The organism is Enterobacter asburiae (assembly GCF_007035645.1).
Lineage (GTDB): Bacteria > Pseudomonadota > Gammaproteobacteria > Enterobacterales > Enterobacteriaceae > Enterobacter > Enterobacter asburiae_B.
In genome coordinates this window covers 4,304,309-4,321,338 of sequence record NZ_AP019632.1, presented here as the reverse complement: position 1 = coordinate 4,321,338, position 17,030 = coordinate 4,304,309, and the positions used below count along the sequence as shown (strand labels likewise).

The 17,030-nt window shown below is 52.7% G+C and carries 18 protein-coding genes; 11 read left to right on the top strand and 7 right to left on the bottom strand.

The window, feature by feature from the left end; genetic code table 11:
* The first annotated feature begins 47 nt into the window (after positions 1 to 47).
* From pcoD to FOY96_RS20750, 4 genes are all read left to right on the top strand, one after another.
* A complete protein-coding gene (pcoD, locus tag FOY96_RS20765; protein WP_229692861.1) occupies positions 48 to 926 on the top strand; it encodes a copper resistance inner membrane protein PcoD in 879 nt (292 codons plus the stop codon).
* A gap of 54 nt (positions 927 to 980) precedes the next feature.
* Complete coding sequence (pcoR, locus tag FOY96_RS20760) at positions 981 to 1,661, top strand: copper response regulator transcription factor PcoR (protein ID WP_001188930.1); 681 nt, start codon at positions 981 to 983, stop codon at positions 1,659 to 1,661.
* Positions 1,658 to 3,058: a copper resistance membrane spanning protein PcoS gene (gene pcoS, locus FOY96_RS20755; RefSeq protein WP_143347672.1), complete on the top strand. Its 1,401-nt coding sequence runs from the start codon at positions 1,658 to 1,660 to the stop codon at positions 3,056 to 3,058. Before pcoR ends, pcoS begins: the two co-directional genes overlap by 4 nt.
* Before the next feature lie 217 nt (positions 3,059 to 3,275).
* The gene (locus FOY96_RS20750; RefSeq protein ID WP_000723070.1) at positions 3,276 to 3,710 is read left to right on the top strand and encodes a hypothetical protein; all 435 of its coding nucleotides are present in this window, start codon (positions 3,276 to 3,278) and stop codon (positions 3,708 to 3,710) included.
* 257 nt (positions 3,711 to 3,967) lie between these two features.
* Here FOY96_RS20750 and FOY96_RS20745 read toward each other — a convergent pair whose 3' ends face one another.
* Positions 3,968 to 5,083 carry a nickel/cobalt efflux protein RcnA gene (locus FOY96_RS20745; RefSeq protein WP_001572377.1) on the bottom strand — a complete coding sequence of 372 codons (1,116 nt, stop codon included), beginning with the start codon at positions 5,081 to 5,083 and terminating at the stop codon, positions 3,968 to 3,970.
* A 122-nt stretch (positions 5,084 to 5,205) separates the two neighbouring features.
* On the opposite strand from FOY96_RS20745, the gene rcnR reads away from it, so the two are divergent.
* Complete coding sequence (rcnR, locus tag FOY96_RS20740; protein WP_000019951.1) at positions 5,206 to 5,478, top strand: Ni(II)/Co(II)-binding transcriptional repressor RcnR; 273 nt, start codon at positions 5,206 to 5,208, stop codon at positions 5,476 to 5,478.
* A 461-nt stretch (positions 5,479 to 5,939) separates the two neighbouring features.
* Here the strand turns inward: rcnR and FOY96_RS20735 are convergent, their stop codons facing one another.
* Positions 5,940 to 6,878, bottom strand: coding sequence for an NAD(P)-dependent oxidoreductase (locus tag FOY96_RS20735; RefSeq protein WP_033146859.1), 939 nt, complete (start codon positions 6,876 to 6,878; stop codon positions 5,940 to 5,942).
* Entirely contained in the window at positions 6,878 to 7,570 is a 693-nt protein-coding gene (locus FOY96_RS20730) for an RraA family protein (protein ID WP_058842012.1), read from the bottom strand. The genes FOY96_RS20735 and FOY96_RS20730 overlap by 1 nt, the downstream gene beginning before the upstream one ends.
* A 169-nt stretch (positions 7,571 to 7,739) precedes the next feature.
* Between FOY96_RS20730 and FOY96_RS20725 the strand changes: the two genes are divergently transcribed.
* The gene (locus FOY96_RS20725; RefSeq protein ID WP_033146857.1) at positions 7,740 to 8,477 is read left to right on the top strand and encodes an IclR family transcriptional regulator; all 738 of its coding nucleotides are present in this window, start codon (positions 7,740 to 7,742) and stop codon (positions 8,475 to 8,477) included.
* A gap of 37 nt (positions 8,478 to 8,514) precedes the next feature.
* On the opposite strand, the gene FOY96_RS20720 is transcribed toward FOY96_RS20725, so the two are convergent.
* Entirely contained in the window at positions 8,515 to 9,849 is a 1,335-nt protein-coding gene (locus FOY96_RS20720) for an MFS transporter (protein WP_033146856.1), read from the bottom strand.
* A gap of 317 nt (positions 9,850 to 10,166) precedes the next feature.
* Between FOY96_RS20720 and FOY96_RS20715 the strand changes: the two genes are divergently transcribed.
* A complete protein-coding gene (locus tag FOY96_RS20715) occupies positions 10,167 to 10,565 on the top strand; it encodes a potassium channel family protein (RefSeq protein WP_023309546.1) in 399 nt (132 codons plus the stop codon).
* 166 nt (positions 10,566 to 10,731) lie between these two features.
* Positions 10,732 to 11,757, top strand: coding sequence for a TerC/Alx family metal homeostasis membrane protein (locus FOY96_RS20710; RefSeq protein WP_143347671.1), 1,026 nt, complete (start codon positions 10,732 to 10,734; stop codon positions 11,755 to 11,757).
* Between the two features lie 60 nt (positions 11,758 to 11,817).
* Here the strand turns inward: FOY96_RS20710 and FOY96_RS20705 are convergent, their stop codons facing one another.
* A complete protein-coding gene (locus tag FOY96_RS20705) occupies positions 11,818 to 12,480 on the bottom strand; it encodes an HAD family hydrolase (RefSeq protein WP_014885577.1) in 663 nt (220 codons plus the stop codon).
* Between the two features lie 239 nt (positions 12,481 to 12,719).
* On the opposite strand from FOY96_RS20705, the gene FOY96_RS20700 reads away from it, so the two are divergent.
* Positions 12,720 to 13,247, top strand: coding sequence for an NlpC/P60 family protein (locus tag FOY96_RS20700; protein ID WP_032667969.1), 528 nt, complete (start codon positions 12,720 to 12,722; stop codon positions 13,245 to 13,247).
* A gap of 5 nt (positions 13,248 to 13,252) precedes the next feature.
* Here FOY96_RS20700 and FOY96_RS20695 read toward each other — a convergent pair whose 3' ends face one another.
* Together FOY96_RS20695 and FOY96_RS20690 are read right to left on the bottom strand one after the other, a co-directional pair.
* On the bottom strand, positions 13,253 to 14,047 hold the full coding sequence (locus tag FOY96_RS20695; protein WP_045403298.1) for an SDR family NAD(P)-dependent oxidoreductase: 795 nt from the start codon (positions 14,045 to 14,047) through the stop codon (positions 13,253 to 13,255).
* 32 nt (positions 14,048 to 14,079) lie between these two features.
* Positions 14,080 to 14,961 (bottom strand): LysR family transcriptional regulator, encoded by an 882-nt coding sequence (locus FOY96_RS20690; RefSeq protein ID WP_032662157.1) that lies wholly within the window; start codon positions 14,959 to 14,961, stop codon positions 14,080 to 14,082.
* Between the two features lie 99 nt (positions 14,962 to 15,060).
* Between FOY96_RS20690 and FOY96_RS20685 the strand changes: the two genes are divergently transcribed.
* Positions 15,061 to 15,564 carry a phenolic acid decarboxylase gene (locus FOY96_RS20685; RefSeq protein WP_008503103.1) on the top strand — a complete coding sequence of 168 codons (504 nt, stop codon included), beginning with the start codon at positions 15,061 to 15,063 and terminating at the stop codon, positions 15,562 to 15,564.
* 326 nt (positions 15,565 to 15,890) lie between these two features.
* Positions 15,891 to 17,030 carry a UDP-4-amino-4-deoxy-L-arabinose aminotransferase gene (arnB, locus tag FOY96_RS20680; RefSeq protein WP_023309541.1) on the top strand — a complete coding sequence of 380 codons (1,140 nt, stop codon included), beginning with the start codon at positions 15,891 to 15,893 and terminating at the stop codon, positions 17,028 to 17,030.

Below are 17,030 nucleotides of genomic sequence, written 5' to 3'. Positions count from 1 at the left end.
ACGACCTGATTATGATTGTTATTCGTTTTCTTCTTTATCTGGATTTGATGGTAATATTTGGATTGCCATTTTTTCAGATATATGGAATAAGCGGTGTCAGACATGAAACCTATAACCTGACTAATTTCAGGTCGTTTATAACCTTTGCTGTTGTTACAGGCATCATTCTTACTGGCATTAATATGCTCCTGGTATCTAATGCCATGAGTGGAGTAACTGACCTCAGAGAATTATCCATCCATGTTATCGAGATGGTGATAGAAGAAACTGATGTGGGTATTAGCTGGATTGTCAGGCTCTGTGCCCTGTTTACCACACTCGGTGCTTTGTTCCTTTACACTAATAAGAGAGTATTGTCCTGCCTGCTGATGACGATGAGTGGGGGCGTGGCGCTGGCTACACTTGCCTGGGGAGGACACGCCGTTATGCATGACGGTCTGCATTACTATCTCCATTTACTGAGCGATCTGACCCATCTCGGTGCTGCAGGTGCCTGGACAGGTGCTCTGGTTGCATTTGCTATCCTGCTGATGCGCAGAAACGAGCATAATGCACAGAGCGTCATTGTGATATCTGACTCCCTGGCAAAATTTGCCACGGCAGGAACGGTGATTGTTGTAGCCCTGATCCTGAGTGCGCTGGTCAACTATCTGTATATTGCTGAGGGTAACTTAACTCCCTTATTCAACAGTTCCTGGGGGAGGATATTGCTTGCCAAGACGGCTCTGTTTGTTCTGATGCTTCTTCTGGCTGCAGCAAACCGGTTTCACCTGGGTCCCCGGCTTGAAGTTATGGTCAGGGAAGGGAATTATGATCGCAGCGTTGCCCTGATGCGAAACAGCATCCTGACAGAATTCGTTGTTGCGATTATCATTCTGGGCGCCGTAGCGTGGCTCGGAATGCTTGCTCCGTCTCAGGTCAGCTAGGGGACAGCCAAAGCTCATGCGTGAGATTTTTACTTTCATATCAGCGAGTTGACCATGCAGCGTATTTTAATCGTTGAAGACGAACAAAAAACAGGTCGTTACCTGCAGCAGGGACTGGTTGAGGAAGGCTATCAGGCCGATCTCTTTAATAATGGCCGCGATGGTCTCGGGGCCGCGTCGAAGGGACAGTATGATTTGATAATACTGGACGTGATGCTGCCTTTCCTCGACGGGTGGCAAATCATCAGCGCACTGAGGGAGTCCGGGCACGAAGAACCGGTCCTGTTTTTAACCGCAAAGGACAACGTGCGGGACAAAGTGAAAGGACTGGAGCTTGGCGCAGATGACTACCTGATTAAGCCCTTTGATTTTACGGAGCTGGTTGCACGTGTAAGAACCCTACTGCGCCGGGCACGCTCGCAGGCCGCAACAGTCTGCACCATCGCCGATATGACCGTTGATATGGTGCGCCGGACCGTGATCCGTTCGGGGAAGAAGATCCATCTCACCGGTAAAGAATACGTTCTGCTTGAGTTGCTGCTGCAACGCACCGGAGAAGTGTTACCCAGGAGTCTTATCTCGTCCCTGGTCTGGAACATGAATTTTGACAGTGATACGAATGTGATTGATGTCGCCGTGAGACGTCTGAGAAGTAAAATTGATGATGACTTTGAGCCAAAACTGATCCATACCGTTCGCGGTGCCGGATATGTCCTGGAGATCAGAGAAGAGTGAGGTTCAAAATTTCCCTGACCACACGCCTGAGCCTGATTTTTTCTGCGGTGATGCTTACGGTATGGTGGTTATCAAGTTTTATCCTGATTAGCACCCTTAATGGCTATTTCGATAATCAGGACCGCGATTTTCTGGCAGGTAAACTTCAGCTCACCGAAGAGTTTCTTAAAACAGAGACGTTCCGGAACAAAACGGATATTAAGTCATTATCAGAAAAAATAAACGATGCGATGGTAGGGCACAATGGTTTATTCATTTCTATAAAAAACATGGAAAATGAAAAAATTGTTGAACTCTATGCCAAAAATTCTGTTGTTCCAGCGGTCCTGCTTAATAAGTCGGGTGATATTCTCGACTATATGATCCAGACGGAAGAAAATAACACCGTGTACCGCAGTATCTCGCGGCGGGTTGCCGTGACGCCGGAACAGGGTAAAAGCAAACATGTCATCATTACGGTTGCCACGGATACTGGGTATCACACCCTGTTTATGGACAAACTCAGTACCTGGCTGTTCTGGTTCAATATCGGTCTGGTCTTTATTTCTGTTTTTCTGGGCTGGCTGACCACACGTATTGGTCTGAAACCGTTACGGGAAATGACCAGTCTGGCTTCCTCCATGACTGTACACAGCCTGGATCAGCGTCTAAATCCCGATCTGGCTCCGCCGGAAATCTCTGAGACCATGCAGGAGTTCAATAATATGTTTGATCGCCTGGAGGGGGCATTCCGGAAACTGTCAGATTTCTCGTCTGACATCGCGCATGAGCTGCGCACACCAGTCAGTAATCTGATGATGCAGACGCAGTTTGCACTGGCTAAGGAAAGGGATGTTTCGCATTACCGCGAAATTTTATTCGCTAACCTGGAAGAACTGAAAAGGTTGTCACGAATGACCAGTGACATGCTTTTTCTGGCACGTTCAGAGCATGGTCTGCTGCGGCTGGATAAACATGATGTGGATCTGGCAGCCGAACTGAATGAATTACGTGAGTTGTTCGAGCCCCTGGCAGACGAAACAGGAAAGACAATCACGGTTGAAGGAGAGGGCGTTGTTGCCGGAGACAGCGATATGCTCCGACGTGCTTTCAGTAACCTGCTTTCCAATGCAATCAAGTATTCTCCCGATAACACCTGTACAGCGATACACCTTGAGCGTGACAGTGACTGTGTGAACGTGATGATTACGAATACGATGTCCGGCCAGGTTCCCGCTAATCTGGAACGTTTGTTTGACCGGTTCTATCGCGCAGACTCATCAAGGTTCTACAACACGGAAGGCGCGGGGCTGGGATTATCAATTACAAGGTCGATCATTCATGCTCACGGCGGCGAGCTGTCAGCAGAACAGCAGGGGCGGGAAATTGTGTTCAAAGTGCGCCTGTTAATGGATTAATCCCGTTCTTCAGGAGAAACCTGGAAGGTGACAAAATTGTCATCATTCAGTCACGCGATAAACAGAGGCGGTTTTTTATAATCATACATAAATCAGGAGCAGAGTGATAACGCAATCGCCTGGTTCCTGGAGTGATGAATAACCCGCCCTGAGATCAAATGCTTTCTCTGTTATAAGCCGTTGATTGTTTGGGTATGAAAACACCGGAGACCCAACCATGAAAAAGATCCTTGTATCATTTGTTGCCATTATGGCTGTCGCTTCATCCGCCATGGCTGCAGAGACAATGAACATGCATGACCAGGTAAATAATGCCCAGGCACCCGCCCATCAGATGCAGTCAACCTCTGAAAAAAGCGCTGTTCAGGGAGACAGTATGACAATGATGGATATGAGCGGACACGATCAGGCTGCAATGTCCCATGAAATGATGCAAAACGGCAACGCTTCTGCCCACCAGGACATGGCGGAGATGCATAAAAAAATGATGAAAGGCAAACCAGGGGCCACCAACGAATCAGCAACGTCATTTTCAGAAATGAACGAGCATGAAAAAGCCGCTGTTGTGCACGAGAAGGCGAATAATGGTCAGTCTTCCGTTATTCATCAGCAGCAGGCTGAAAAGCATCGCAGCCAGATCACCCAGAATTAACCCGCAGCTCCACTTGTTAGACCCTCATTTGACGCCGAAGTCACTGGCTTACGCTCCCGTCCGGGAGCGTTTTTTTTATTCTTTCATTTATCATTGAGTCTTATGGGAATGGATTTAATCAGTTACTTAATCCCTGCCTCAGCAACAAGTCCCGGAAAGAGCAGCTTTATATTCCGGGTTTTTCTGCTCATAACCTCAACGGTGGCGCTTAGGATGTACTTTGTAAGTACCCAGAGTGTGTGTCATCAGTACCGGTGTTAATGCACCAGCCCATTCCAGCCATGTATACCCATGTAAATCCCAACAGCAGCAATCAGGGCGCTTGAAATATAGGGGGCTCTTCTGGCGATGGTATTGAAGCCACTCCAGCGTTTGGCGACCTGACGAACGCTGATCGCCGCACCCACTCCAACCGTTACGAGGGTCAATGCCAGGCCGATACTGAAACAAACAACCAGTGTGGCACCCAGCGTAAGCGCTTTAAGCTGAAGGCAGATCAACAATACAGTTATAGCTGCCGGGCAAGGGATAAGCCCTCCTGTCAGTCCAAATATCAGGATTTGCCCGTTGGTTACTTCTTTCCCGTCGAAGCGGCGTTTTATGTCATTGGCATGAGCCAGTTCGTGAGCGTCCTGATACTCTTTCGAATTCACATCCAGCCCATCAAGCTCAGAGTGGTCATGGTCATGGTCGTGTTCAGCGAACGCCACATCATAGTCATGGACATGACCACGATGTCCCAGAGACAGACGTACGTTGAAACTGTGAGGCTCAGGGATGGGAGATGTTGACTCCAGATAATCACCATGATCAACAAATTCAAAAGTCTGAGAGATCGTACTGTTTTCCCGAAGTGTGGTTAATGAGATATCTTCAGAAGCCCATCTTTGGCCACTAAGAGTGCGTAGCCGCCAGTGGGGAAGTTGTCCTTCTTCAAAAATGGACAGTTCAACTTTTCCATGGCCAGTATCGATCAACCTTGTTTCGTCATGGTGATGATGTTCATTCTCCTGCATTCCCTCCAGCCAGTTTTTCTCACCGCTCCAGGTTCGCCAGAACATCCAAAAAGCCGTACCAAGGATGATCACTGAAGAGACCATCTGTAGCCAGGGTTCGGCTGATTCTGCGGTAAATTTATTACTGATATACATCCCTCCAAAAGCAATCAGCCATACGACTGCAGTGTGCGACAATGTTGCCGCGACACCCAGCATCACGGCCTGACGTACGGTGCCTTTTATAGCAATGATGAATGCTGCCATCATTGTTTTGGAGTGCCCGGGCTCCAGTCCATGAAGCGCGCCAAGCAGAATGGCGCTGGGGATGAAAAACCATGCGTTGCCTTGCTGAAGAAGTGTCGTAAATTCGTTCATGAGAATCATTCTTGGTTATTAAGTGTAGGCCGGATTCTACTCCCCCCCAGTAAAATATACTACCCCCCAGTAGAATAACGCTGGTATAGTTACATAAAATATCCAGGAGAGTGAGAGCCCACATGTCACATACCATCCGCGATAAACAAAAACTGAAAGCACGTACAAGCAAGATCCAGGGGCAGGTTGCTGCGCTGAAAAAAATGCTTGATGAACCTCACGAATGTGCCGCTGTACTGCAACAAATAGCCGCCATACGTGGTGCCGTGAATGGTTTATTGCGTGAAGTGATTAAAGGACATTTGACTGAACATATTGTTCATGAAAGTGAAGAACAGAAACGAGAAGAAGACCTGGACGTTGTGCTGAAGGTTCTGGATTCTTACATCAAGTGACAGTTTGGCTAAAAGCCCTGAGCATTAATTTATCTAAATAACACGTTATCAAGTGACGGTTTTGGGCTGTTTGTAGCGGCATAGTGAGTTTGTTTAATCAATGAGCTTTAAGATGCCCCCCTTCATGCAAGGCAACGCGTACATTTCTGGTACATCTACTTCCCTTACTTTGCTCAGGGCAACCCACATTGTTAAAGCCTCTACTCGCTGACCATCAAAATCACCCAACGTCAGATAATGGAAAAAAATTTTGGATGACATTTTGAAACGTGTCCTCTGCTGTGAACGTCGAGAGATGCTACGCGAGAAAGGAGATGACCTACTTAGTATCCTGTTAAGTAGGTCTATCTGAAGAAGTAGACAACTTTAAAGTCTTTTTCATGTTAAAGGAGACAACTTTAATGTCTGTGTACAGCAGAAGACAAGTGACATAAGAGCACAGCCACTCGTCACGGTTGGATTTACGAGCTGACGGTGGTGACGTCTGTCACAGCAAGAATATTGCTCGCGGCCACGGTCCCCATCCTGATATATGACGCTGCGGTAACGCCGCCAATATGCGGTGAAATAACCACGTTTTCTACGGACTGCCAGAGGTGCGGCGCGGTCAGCGGCTCGTGGGTAAAGCTGTCCAGCGCGGCGCTGTGCAGCGTGCCATCCCTGAGCGCCGCCAGTAACGACTCATCGTGGATCAGCCCACCGCGTGCCGTATTGACCAGAATTGCGTTCCGCTTGCAGTGTGCGAGCGTTTCGCTATTGATCATCCCCCGATTCTCATCGGTCAGCGGACAGTGCAAAGAGATGACATCGGAACGGGAAAGAAGTCCGTTCAGCGTTTCTGCGCGTTCGCACAGGGCAGGCATAGTCTTAGCATAGGGATCGTAAGCCAGCACCTTCATGCCGAAAGCATGACCAATAGTCGCCACGCGCGAGCCGATAGCACCCAACCCAATTAGCCCTAACGTTAAGCCCTCCAGTTCAATGGATTTATGCGTCGCCTTATCCCAGTGCCCGTCTCGCAGCCGCTTGTCCAGAGGCACCACTGACTTTGCGCAGGCGAGGATCAGCGCCCAGGTATGTTCAGCCACTGCCGCCGCGTTTGCGCCTGGCGCAGCCCGGACGGCGATGTTGCGCTCGGCCGCTGCCGTCTGGTCTATCACATCGATCCCGCTTCCGTGCTTGGAAATAACCTGCAAAGCCGGGGCGGCATCCATAACTTTCTCGGTGATCCTGCCGTAACGTACCAGGATCGCCACAGGATTGTGTCGTTTACACAGCGCGATCAGGTCATCTTCTGTGGGCTGGCGGCCCGCAAACACTACCTCAAAGCCCTGTAACATCACCATGGCCTGCTCCGCCAGGTCGCTTCCGGTAACCAGCACTACGTCTTTGCCCCCCATCACAGCGTCTCCTCGTCGCTCAACATACCTGCCTTACGAAGCGCGTCATCAAGCCAGTGTGGACGTAAATCGCCTTCACGGATGGCGGCAAGACGCCGGGTCTCCATCTCCAGCTTTTCTTTTGCCAGAGCGATAACCTCCTGAACCTCATCGCGCGGGATGACGACCACGCCGTCGATATCCGCGACAACAAGATCCCCGGCCTGAACCGTCGCCCCGGCGACTGAAATGGGATGATTAACCCGGCCAGAAATTAACTTTGTCGGGCCGCAGGGGTTCAAACCGGCAGAAAAGACGGGGTAGTGACCTTTGCTCAGGGTGTCGGCGTCACGTACAGCGCCATCAATAATAATGCCCGCAATGCCGCTCGCCTGAGCCTGAGTGGCCATGATTTCGCCAAGCAGCGCGCAGCTCAGGTCGCCTTTGCCATCGACGATCAGGACATCGCCGGGCTGCGCCACCGCCATCGCGGCATGAATCGCCAGATTATCACCCGGGCGGACTTCAACGGTGATGGCCGGACCCGCAACGGACATGTGTGGGGCCAGCGGTTTGATGCGGCCATGAAGCGTACCGCGGCGACCGGCCACGTCGGCCAGAATAGCTGCCTGATACTCGGCCGCCCGACGTACGTCCTCGGCAGAAACGCGCTCGAAATGGCGATTAATCGGTTTTTTTTCATTAACGGACATAAATGCCTCCATATTGTTTTACTGAGTACAATGCAGGTGTACAGAACAAAACAACTATAGCGGTGTTGCTTTCCTTTTAGCCAGACCCGAGGTGGCGTTTGTGATGTAAACACGAAGTGACTCACAAAATTTGAGGTACACTCACTGCCGGGCTAAAAAGGAGATAATGATGGGGAATGAAGGCGTTGTAGCGGTTGAAAAAGCGCTGGCTTTACTGGATTGCTTCCGTCCTGGAGATGAGAGCCTGACGCTGACCGCGCTGGCACAGCTGTCGGGTTATCACAAAACCACGGTTTACCGCTTGATGAATTCTCTTGAACGGATGAATTACGTCGTCAGGCATGAAGACGGCAATTATGCGCTGGGCCCACGTCTGCTTTACCTCGGCAAGCTGTATGAACAATCTTTCCATCTTTCCCGGGTGGTTCAGCCAGAGCTTCAGGCCTTATCCCTGGCGTCTCAGGAGAGTGCCAGCTGGTATGTGCTGGAGGGAGGGCAGCGGCTTTGCCTGTTTCGCGCTGAAGCGTCGCATGGCCTGCGACACAGCAATCTTCCCGGCAGCCAGTTCCCGCTCGATAATTCGGCCATCAGTAAGGTATTACGCCATTGGGGGCTCAATGAAAGCCTGCCGGAGGGAGACGCTGAACTCCCATTCTACACGTCAGGCGCGCGCGACCCCCATACCGCTGCGTTTGCGATGCCTGTCTTCGGCGTTCACGACAAGCTGGTTGCGGCGTTAGCCCTGACCGGCCCCATCTCGCGGCTGACGGAAGATCGTCGTGAGAAGGAAATAGGGCAGTTGATGAAGGCGGCTGCAAGCCGTCTGTCGCAGAAAATGGGCGCCAGCAAGCCCTTCTGTCAGCAGTTCTTTGGTGAAACGAGCGACGCGGCGGAAGAAAATCTTTAAACGCAGAAGCGGGACAAATGTCCCGCTTCTGTCATCGTTAATGCGTGACCTGTTTTTCGTGTAGCTGAGCGCGGCGGGCCTGCCGCCCCATAATGAGCACCGCGATACCCCCGGCCACGCACAGCGCGGCCAGCGGAAGCATTGCCAGCGTGTAGCTGCCTGTCCGCTCATTGATAATGCCGTACGCGTTTACCATCACCGCCCCACCTATCAGGTTTGCGATGGCGCCAATCGCGGCCAGTCCCGCCGCCGCTGAGGTACTGCTCATCCAACCGGACGCCAGCGCCCAGAAAGGCCCTTTCATTGAATAAGCGCCTATCAGCATAATGCTCAGGATAACGATCGTGGCAGACAGCGAGACGCTTACAAAGGCGGCGAACACACCTGCGGCAATCATGAACAGCGTGAGTGCGGTATGCCAGCGGCGTTCGTTGGTACGATCGGAATTCCGTCCCCATACAATCATCAGAACCGATGCCAGACCGTAAGGAATGGCGTTAAACAGACCTGTCTCAAGGTTATCCAGATGGAAGGATTTCAGCAGTTGAGGAGACCAGACGCTGATGGTGGTGCCCGCGGAAGATGCACCCGCGTAAATCAGCGCCATCAGCCAGATCTGACGATGCTTTAGCAACTGCCACGTCGTCTGGTGTCCAATGTTCTTTTGCTGGCTACGCTCGGTCTCAAGCGTGGTTTCCAGCCACTTTTTCTGTTCATCACTGAGCCAGCTCGCCTGATGAGGGCGATCCCGGAGAATAAACCAGGCTGCAATACCCAGCAGCACCGCCGGCAAGCCTTCAATAATGAACAGCAGATGCCAGCCGCGAAGACCCAGCCAGCCATCCAGTGACAGTATCAACCCGGAAAGCGGGGAGCCGATGAAGTTAGCGAGCGGGATGGCGACCATAAAGGACGCAATAATGCGTGCGCGGTAGCGGGACGGGATCCACCAGGTCAGATACAGCACGACGCCCGGGAAGAAGCCCGCCTCTGCAGCACCGAGAAGAAAACGGACGATATAGAGCGACGTGGTGTTCTGCACCAGGGCCATACACATGGAGACGATGCCCCAGCTGATCATAATGCGCGGGATCCACAGCCGGGCGCCGACTTTCTGCATGGCCAGGTTGCTGGGTACTTCAAACAAAAAATAGGCCACGAAATAAAGACTGCTGGCGAAGCCAAACGCGGCTTTGCTGAGGCCAAGGTCCTCATTCATCTGCAGCGAAGCCATGCCGATATTCCCGCGATCGATAATGGAGACCAGGTAACTGACAATCAGAAACGGGAGAATACGCCAGATCACCTTCCGCATCGTCTCTCTTTCTATGTCCTCGGTGGCGGTAGCGCCGTTACGTAAATGTTCTGTCATTGTGTCCTCGCAGGGTTTGTTCTTTGTTTTATTAGGTACAACTCAGTTTTATTAAACAAAACCACTATAGCGACGGCGCGTTATTTTTATCCAGTTAATGGAAGGTTTAAATGATGTAAATAAGAGGTGACTCACAGATAGTGCGCTGCAGATATATCGCTCACAGCAGTCGAACCAGCCGCATAGAGGGCACGCTGCAAGGGAGATAATCACGCAACGCAATTATTGCACCAACTTTTCCTCGTCATTCAACTAAGCTTCGACCAGGTGCCCCGCCTCGTTCGCGGGGCCAGATTCCTTTTGGTCGAGCACGCATCATGCAGCTACTCAGTATTATTATTTTGCTTACCCTTACCGTGGTGATCCATTCGCTGTGGATGTTTGGCGTTTTAAAGTTCATCAAATTAGAAGTCGATTCGGCGGTACGCATCGTTTTACGCAATGTCGGTATCGTGATCTCCATGATCTTCGCCCACCTCCTTGAGGCCGGACTGTTTGCTGCGTTTTATTTTGTCATCGACGCGTTTAATGACTGGAACACCAGCTTCTATTTTTCACTGGTCAGCTACGCTACCGTGGGATACGGCGACGTCACGTTACCCCAGCACTGGCGGCTCATCGGCGGGGTGGAAGGGCTGGTGGGCGCGTTGATGGTGGGCTGGTCTGTCGCGGTTCTGGTGGCGGTGCTGCAGCGTTTGCGCGGCATGAGCGCCTAAACGGCAGATGCGCGATCCCCGCCTGGTAAGGTAAAGTACTCCTCCTTGCGTGGCCGGAAGGCCGCGACTTTGAGGGCGAAGAGGCTGATTAACGGCCCGCCCTTTTCTGTTCCTGGTTTACGCCAGTTTGCATGGTGTTGTGTTTTGTCTGCCAAAAGGGTTTTGTATGTCTGCTGCTCATCTCGGTTTCCCGACGGAAACCGTTGTTGTCTTTGTGGTGATGGCCGTAGGGGCGATGTTTATCGACCTCTTTATGCACCGTCACGATAAACCCGTCTCGCTGAAAAGCGCGGCGATGTGGTCCATTTTCTGGCTCATGATGGCGATGGCCTTCGCCGGATTCCTGTATGTTCACCACGGCGCCGAGATGGCGAGCCTGTTCCTCACCGGCTACGCGCTGGAAGAGGTGCTCTCCGTCGATAACCTGTTTGTGATGATGGCAATCTTCGCCTGGTTCGGCGTGCCGGATAAGTACCGTCACCGCGTGCTCTACTGGGGCGTGCTGGGGGCGATAGTCTTCCGCGGCATCTTTGTGGCTATCGGCACCAGCCTGTTAAGCCTGGGGCCGTACGTTGAGGTGATCTTCGCGCTGGTCGTTGGCTGGACGGCGGTGATGATGCTCAGGCGCAATGAAGAGAGCGACGAAGTGGAAGATTACTCGGGTCATCTCGCCTATCGCCTGGTGAAGCGCTTCTATCCGGTCTGGCCGAAAATCAGCAGCAACGCCTTTATTCTGACCCAGAAAGAGGTGGATGCGGAGCTTGAAAAGCCGGAAAACCAGGACGTGATGGTCGGACGCGTGAAGAAGGCGAAGCGCTATGCGACGCCGCTGCTGCTTTGCGTAGCCGTCGTCGAACTCTCTGACGTCATGTTCGCGTTTGACTCCGTGCCGGCCATTATTGCCGTGAGCCGCGAGCCGCTGATTATCTACAGCGCCATGATGTTCGCCATTCTCGGCCTGCGTACGCTTTACTTCGTGCTGGAAGCGCTGAAGCAGTATCTGGTGCACCTCGAGAAAGCCGTGGTGCTGCTGCTGTTCTTCGTGGCGTTCAAGCTGGGGTTAAATGCCTCCGATCACTTCTGGCATCACGGTTACAGCATTGGCGCGACGGCCAGCCTGTTTGTGGTATTGGGCGTGCTGGCGCTGGGGATTATTGCGAGCGTGATGTTCCCGGGGAAACGTGAGGCCTGATGTACCGCCTTTCTCCCTCTCCCTGTGGGAGAGGGCCGGGGTGAGGGCACCGGACCGCACCTAACCCTTAATCGGTGAATTCCGGCGCTTGCGCGGGTGGTGGAAGTGCCGCCAGTGCGGATCCTGCGCCGCCGCCAGCAGCTCGTGGTCTCCGCGGGTGTCGCCCCAGGCGCGCAGATGATAGGCGTTCAGATCGCCATACACTTTTTCCAGCCTTGCCACCTTCTGGGCGCAGCGGCAGTTATTGCCCGTGATGCGCCCCGTCAGCTTGCCGTCTTTCACTTCCAGCTGCGTGCCAATCAGCTTAATGCCCAGTTTGTCAGCCCACGGCTGGAGCACCAGCGCCGGGGACGCAGAGCAGATGGTCACTTCCGCACCGGAATTCACCTCAGCCGCCACCGCCAGAACCCCTTCGGGGCGCATCAGCTTGTTCCAGTATTTTTCGCAAAAGGCTTCCGCCTGCTGGCGCAGCCAGTGTTCATCCACGCCCGTCAGGAAGGTTTTAATCAGCACTTCCTTCAGCTCATCGCGCGTCAGCTTGCGACGCACGCAGTGCAGCGTAGGCAGCGCCATGCGCACCAGGCGGCCCGCGAAGTAACGTTTGCCGAAGGCAAAACGCAGGAAAGGAATAAAGCTGTCGTGGTGCGTTAATGTCCCGTCAAAGTCGAAGACAGAGAGCACGCTGGATTTAGCCACCGTCTCGTCGGCAATCATATTGGTCATAAATACGTCTTAGCTGAAATACACATTCTGCGGATCAGTTTACCTGCTTTGGCTGGACAGTCCTTATATCACCACTCTTTTTTTCTCGATCTTGCGATCTCAAAGTGAGTCCATTTTTGGCCTCGATAACAATTGGTGAAAAAACGAGCTGTCTATATTATCGCCACATCGCAAGATATTTAGGGGAACCATTGGCCCCCACAGGTAAGGAAAAACTCACTCACTACTTCTTTCTTGATATGACTCTTAGATCGCTTATTTCAATCCTCACGTTAAGTTTTGCTTCGTTTTCTGCGTTCAGCTTTCAACTTCCAGCGTCGATGTTATCGATGAACAGCGAGCTGGCGGCATCACCGGCGAAATCTGCGCTGGTGCATCAGGAAACAGGTCCGCTGCGCTCGCGTATTCTCGATCAATACCAGAAATGGAAAGGCACCCAGTACCGGTGGGGCGGAACCACGCATCGCGGGGTGGATTGCTCCGCACTGATGCAGCACCTGTTCACCGATGCGGCGCATCTTAATTTGCCGCGCACGACGAGTGAACAGATCCATCGCGGCGTGCAGGTGGCGCAATACCGCCTGAGAGCCGGCGATCTGGTCTTCTTCCAGACGGGCCCGAACCGCAAGCACGTTGGCGTTTATATTGGCGAAAACCAGTTTATTCATGCCTCAACCAGTCAGGGCGTAACGGTTTCAACCCTGACGGATGATTACTGGCAGGCACACTACATTACCGCCCGTCGCATCGCAGGCAGCGCGGCCTGACAGCGTCAGATGATGTCATCCACGACGCCACCGTCGACGCGCAGCGCCGCGCCCGAGGTGGCGGAGGCCTGGGTCGAACAGACATAAATCACCATATTGGCCACCTCTTCCACCGTGGCCGCGCGCTGGATAACCGAGCTGGGGCGGTTGGCCATCACAAACTCTTTCGCCAGCTGCTCCAGCGATTTGCCGGTTTTTTCGATTTCATCTTTCATCATCTCTGCGAAACCGTCAGACATCGTCGGGCCCGGCAGGACGCTGTTCACCGTCACGCCGCTCCCCGCCACAAACTTCGCCAGTCCGCGCGCCAGCGAGAGCTGCGCCGTTTTGGTCACGCCGTAGTGGATCATATCCGCCGGAATATTGCAGGCCGACTCTGACGAGATAAACACCACGCGTCCCCAGCCTTTCTGCACCATACCCGGCAGCAGGGCGCGGGACAGACGCACGCCGGACATCACGTTGGTCTGCCAGTAACGCTCCCAGGTCTCATCGTCGGTGGCATAGAAATCCTGCGGGCCGTAAATCCCGGCGTTGTTGACCAGAATATCGACGTTATTCGCCACCTTCAGAAGCGACTCGACCCCTTCCGCCGTGCTGAGATCGGCAATCGCGGCGCGCACCTGTACGCCCGGCACCACCTGCTGGAGCTGCTGAATGCCTTTATTCACCGATTCCGTGCTGCGGCCATTGACGATCACTTCCGCACCGCTTTCTGCCAGACCTCTGGCAATGGCGAATCCGATCCCGCCGGTTGAGGCGGTCACCAGCGCCACTTTCCCCGCAAAGTCGATTTTCATCATCTGCTCCTTATCGTTTTAACGTTCGGACCTTATAGCGTAGCAGGTGAGGATGACGGCTCCTGGCTAAAAAGGCGCAACAGCGTCTCAACCTGTTCATCAAGCGGGGCGAGGGAACGTTTAACAATCAGGTGAAGCGGCGTTGCCCTGCGCGCGCCGTGGCTCAGCGGCAGCCGTTTTAGTACACCCTGATCCAACTGGGTCTGGATGCGTTCCTCTGGCAGCCAGCCGTAGCCGACCTGAGAGACGACGGCTTCAATCGCGGCATCGATGGTGGAGAAGGTCCACGACTCGCCGGCAGCACGCGCGGCGGGCTGGCTGTCCGCAATCTGGATGAGCGGCCACGGGCGCAGCATCTCATCATTTAGCGGCGCGTCGAGGTGAAACAAGGGGTGCCGGGAATGGGCCACGGCAACAAAGTCGATATTCATCAGCCATTCTCCGAGCCCGGTAATGTCCTGGCGGCGGGTTAAGACCATCACATCGGCTTCGTCGTTAATGGCATCGGCGCGGGTATTTTCCAGCACTTCGGTCAGACGTACCTGAGTCTGCGGATACTGCTGCTGGAACTGACGAAGAATAGCGAACAGGCGGCGGCGCGGGAAAATGGAGTCCACCACCAGATCTAACCGCGTTCGCATCCCGTTGCGAAGTGTCGCTGCGCGCGTCTCAACGTACGAAAACGCTTTCAGCAGCGGTTTAACCTGGTTGAGAAGAAGTTCTCCGGCCGGAGTTAACACCGCCCGTCGCCCCTCCGGGACCAGCAGCGCCACGCCGAGCCGCTCCTGCAGCAGCGACAGGTTATAGCTCACCGAGGACTGGCTGCGGTGGGTTTCTTCCGCGGCTTTGGCAAAGCTGCCCGCTTCCACCACTCTTTCCAGTAAAGCCCATTGTTCCAGCGTCGTCTTATGCATGATTTATCTAAAATTTGGATGAATTTGATTAAAACATAGCGTTATTCATTCATTTTTTGAAGGGGTACGATCGTCTCATCAAAACAAAGGAGACATCTTATGAACACCTTCGATAAACACGACTTAAGCGGCTTTGTTGGTAAACATCTTGTATATACCTACGATAACGGCTGGAACTACGAGATTTACGTAAAAAATGAGACCACGCTTGATTACCGTATTCACAGCGGTCTTGTGGCCAACCGTTGGGTGAAAGATCAGCAGGCTTATATCGTGCGGGTAGGCGAGAGCATCTATAAAATTTCCTGGACCGAACCAACCGGTACCGACGTCAGCCTGATCGTGAACCTGGGCGACAAGCTGTTCCACGGCACCATCTTCTTCCCACGCTGGGTCATGAACAACCCGGAAAAAACCGTCTGCTTCCAGAACGACCATATTCCGCTGATGAACAGCTATCGCGATGCGGGTCCGGCGTATCCAACGGAAGTGATTGATGAATTTGCCACGATCACCTTTGTGCGCGACTGCGGTGCCAATAATGAAAGCGTTATTGCCTGTGCGGCCAGTGAATTACCGAAAAACTTTCCAGATAATCTCTAATAAGCGCGACAATTAACTAAAAAGAAAAGTTCCCGGCTATTTCATATTATTTTGAAATGGCCGGGATTTTTTTTGTTTGTTGATGATTGGTTTAAATGAATCCATTTCAAAATGTTGCAAAAGATCACATTAAAAATATTTAATATTAATTTAACTTGTTGTTTTTCAACTAGCTGCTAGTTGTCTTATAACGTTGCAAACGTTGTCTTAATTTTTCCCTAAGGAAAGAGAGCTACTTTGATATAAGTTTATGGTTCGTTGAAATAAACGGGCTGGCATTTGGTTAATATCAAAAACATGCCATTTTTATTGCAAGGAAATTAATAATGAGTGATTTTCTGCCTTTTTCGCGGCCGTCGATGGGCGCTGAGGAAATTGCGGCGCTTCAGGACGTTTTGATGTCGGGCTGGATCACCACTGGGCCTAAGAATCAGGAACTTGAAGAGGCATTCTGTCAGCTTACCGGGAATCAGCATGCGATTGCCGTCTGTTCAGCCACCGCGGGTATGCACGTCACGCTGATGGCGCTGGATATTGGCCCGGGCGATGAAGTCATTACCCCTTCCCAGACCTGGGTATCCACGCTGAATATGATCGTGTTGCTGGGTGCCACACCGGTCATGATTGATGTGGACAAAGATACATTAATGGTGACGCCAGAAGCCGTTGAAGCCGCCATTACCCCGCGTACCAAAGCCATTATTCCCGTTCATTATGCCGGCGCGCCGTGTGAAATCGACGCCATTCATGCCATCGGTGAACGTCACGGTATTCCGGTTATTGAAGATGCGGCCCATGCCGCCGGAACCTACTACAAGAACCGTCATGTGGGATGGAAAGGGACCGCGATTTTTTCCTTCCACGCCATTAAAAATATGACCTGCGCGGAAGGCGGCTTAGTCGTCACGGATAATGCCCAGCTGGCACAGCGGATCCGCAGCCTGAAATTCCATGGCCTGGGCGTAGATGCCTATGACCGCCAGACGCACGGCCGCGCGCCGCAGGCGGAAGTGATCGCGCCGGGCTATAAATACAACCTGGCGGATATCAACGCCGCGCTGGCGCTGGTGCAGTTAGGCAAACTGAAAGAGGCCAACAGGCGCCGCCAGGAAATTGCTGAACGCTACCTGCGTGAGCTTGCCGATACGCCGTTCCAGCCGCTCACCATTCCGTCATGGCCGCACGTGCACGCCTGGCACCTGTTTATTATTCGCGTTGACGAAGCGCGCTGCGGGATCTCACGCGACAACCTGATGGCGGCGCTGAAAGAGAAAGGCATCGGTACCGGCCTCCACTTCCGCGCGGCGCACACCCAAAAATACTACCGCGAGCGTTTTCCTGATGTATCGCTCCCGAATTCTGAATGGAATAGCGCGCGTATTTGTTCTCTCCCTCTTTTCCCGGACATGACTCATGACGACACAACCCGCGTCATTACCGCACTCCATCAGCTTGCAGGACATTGA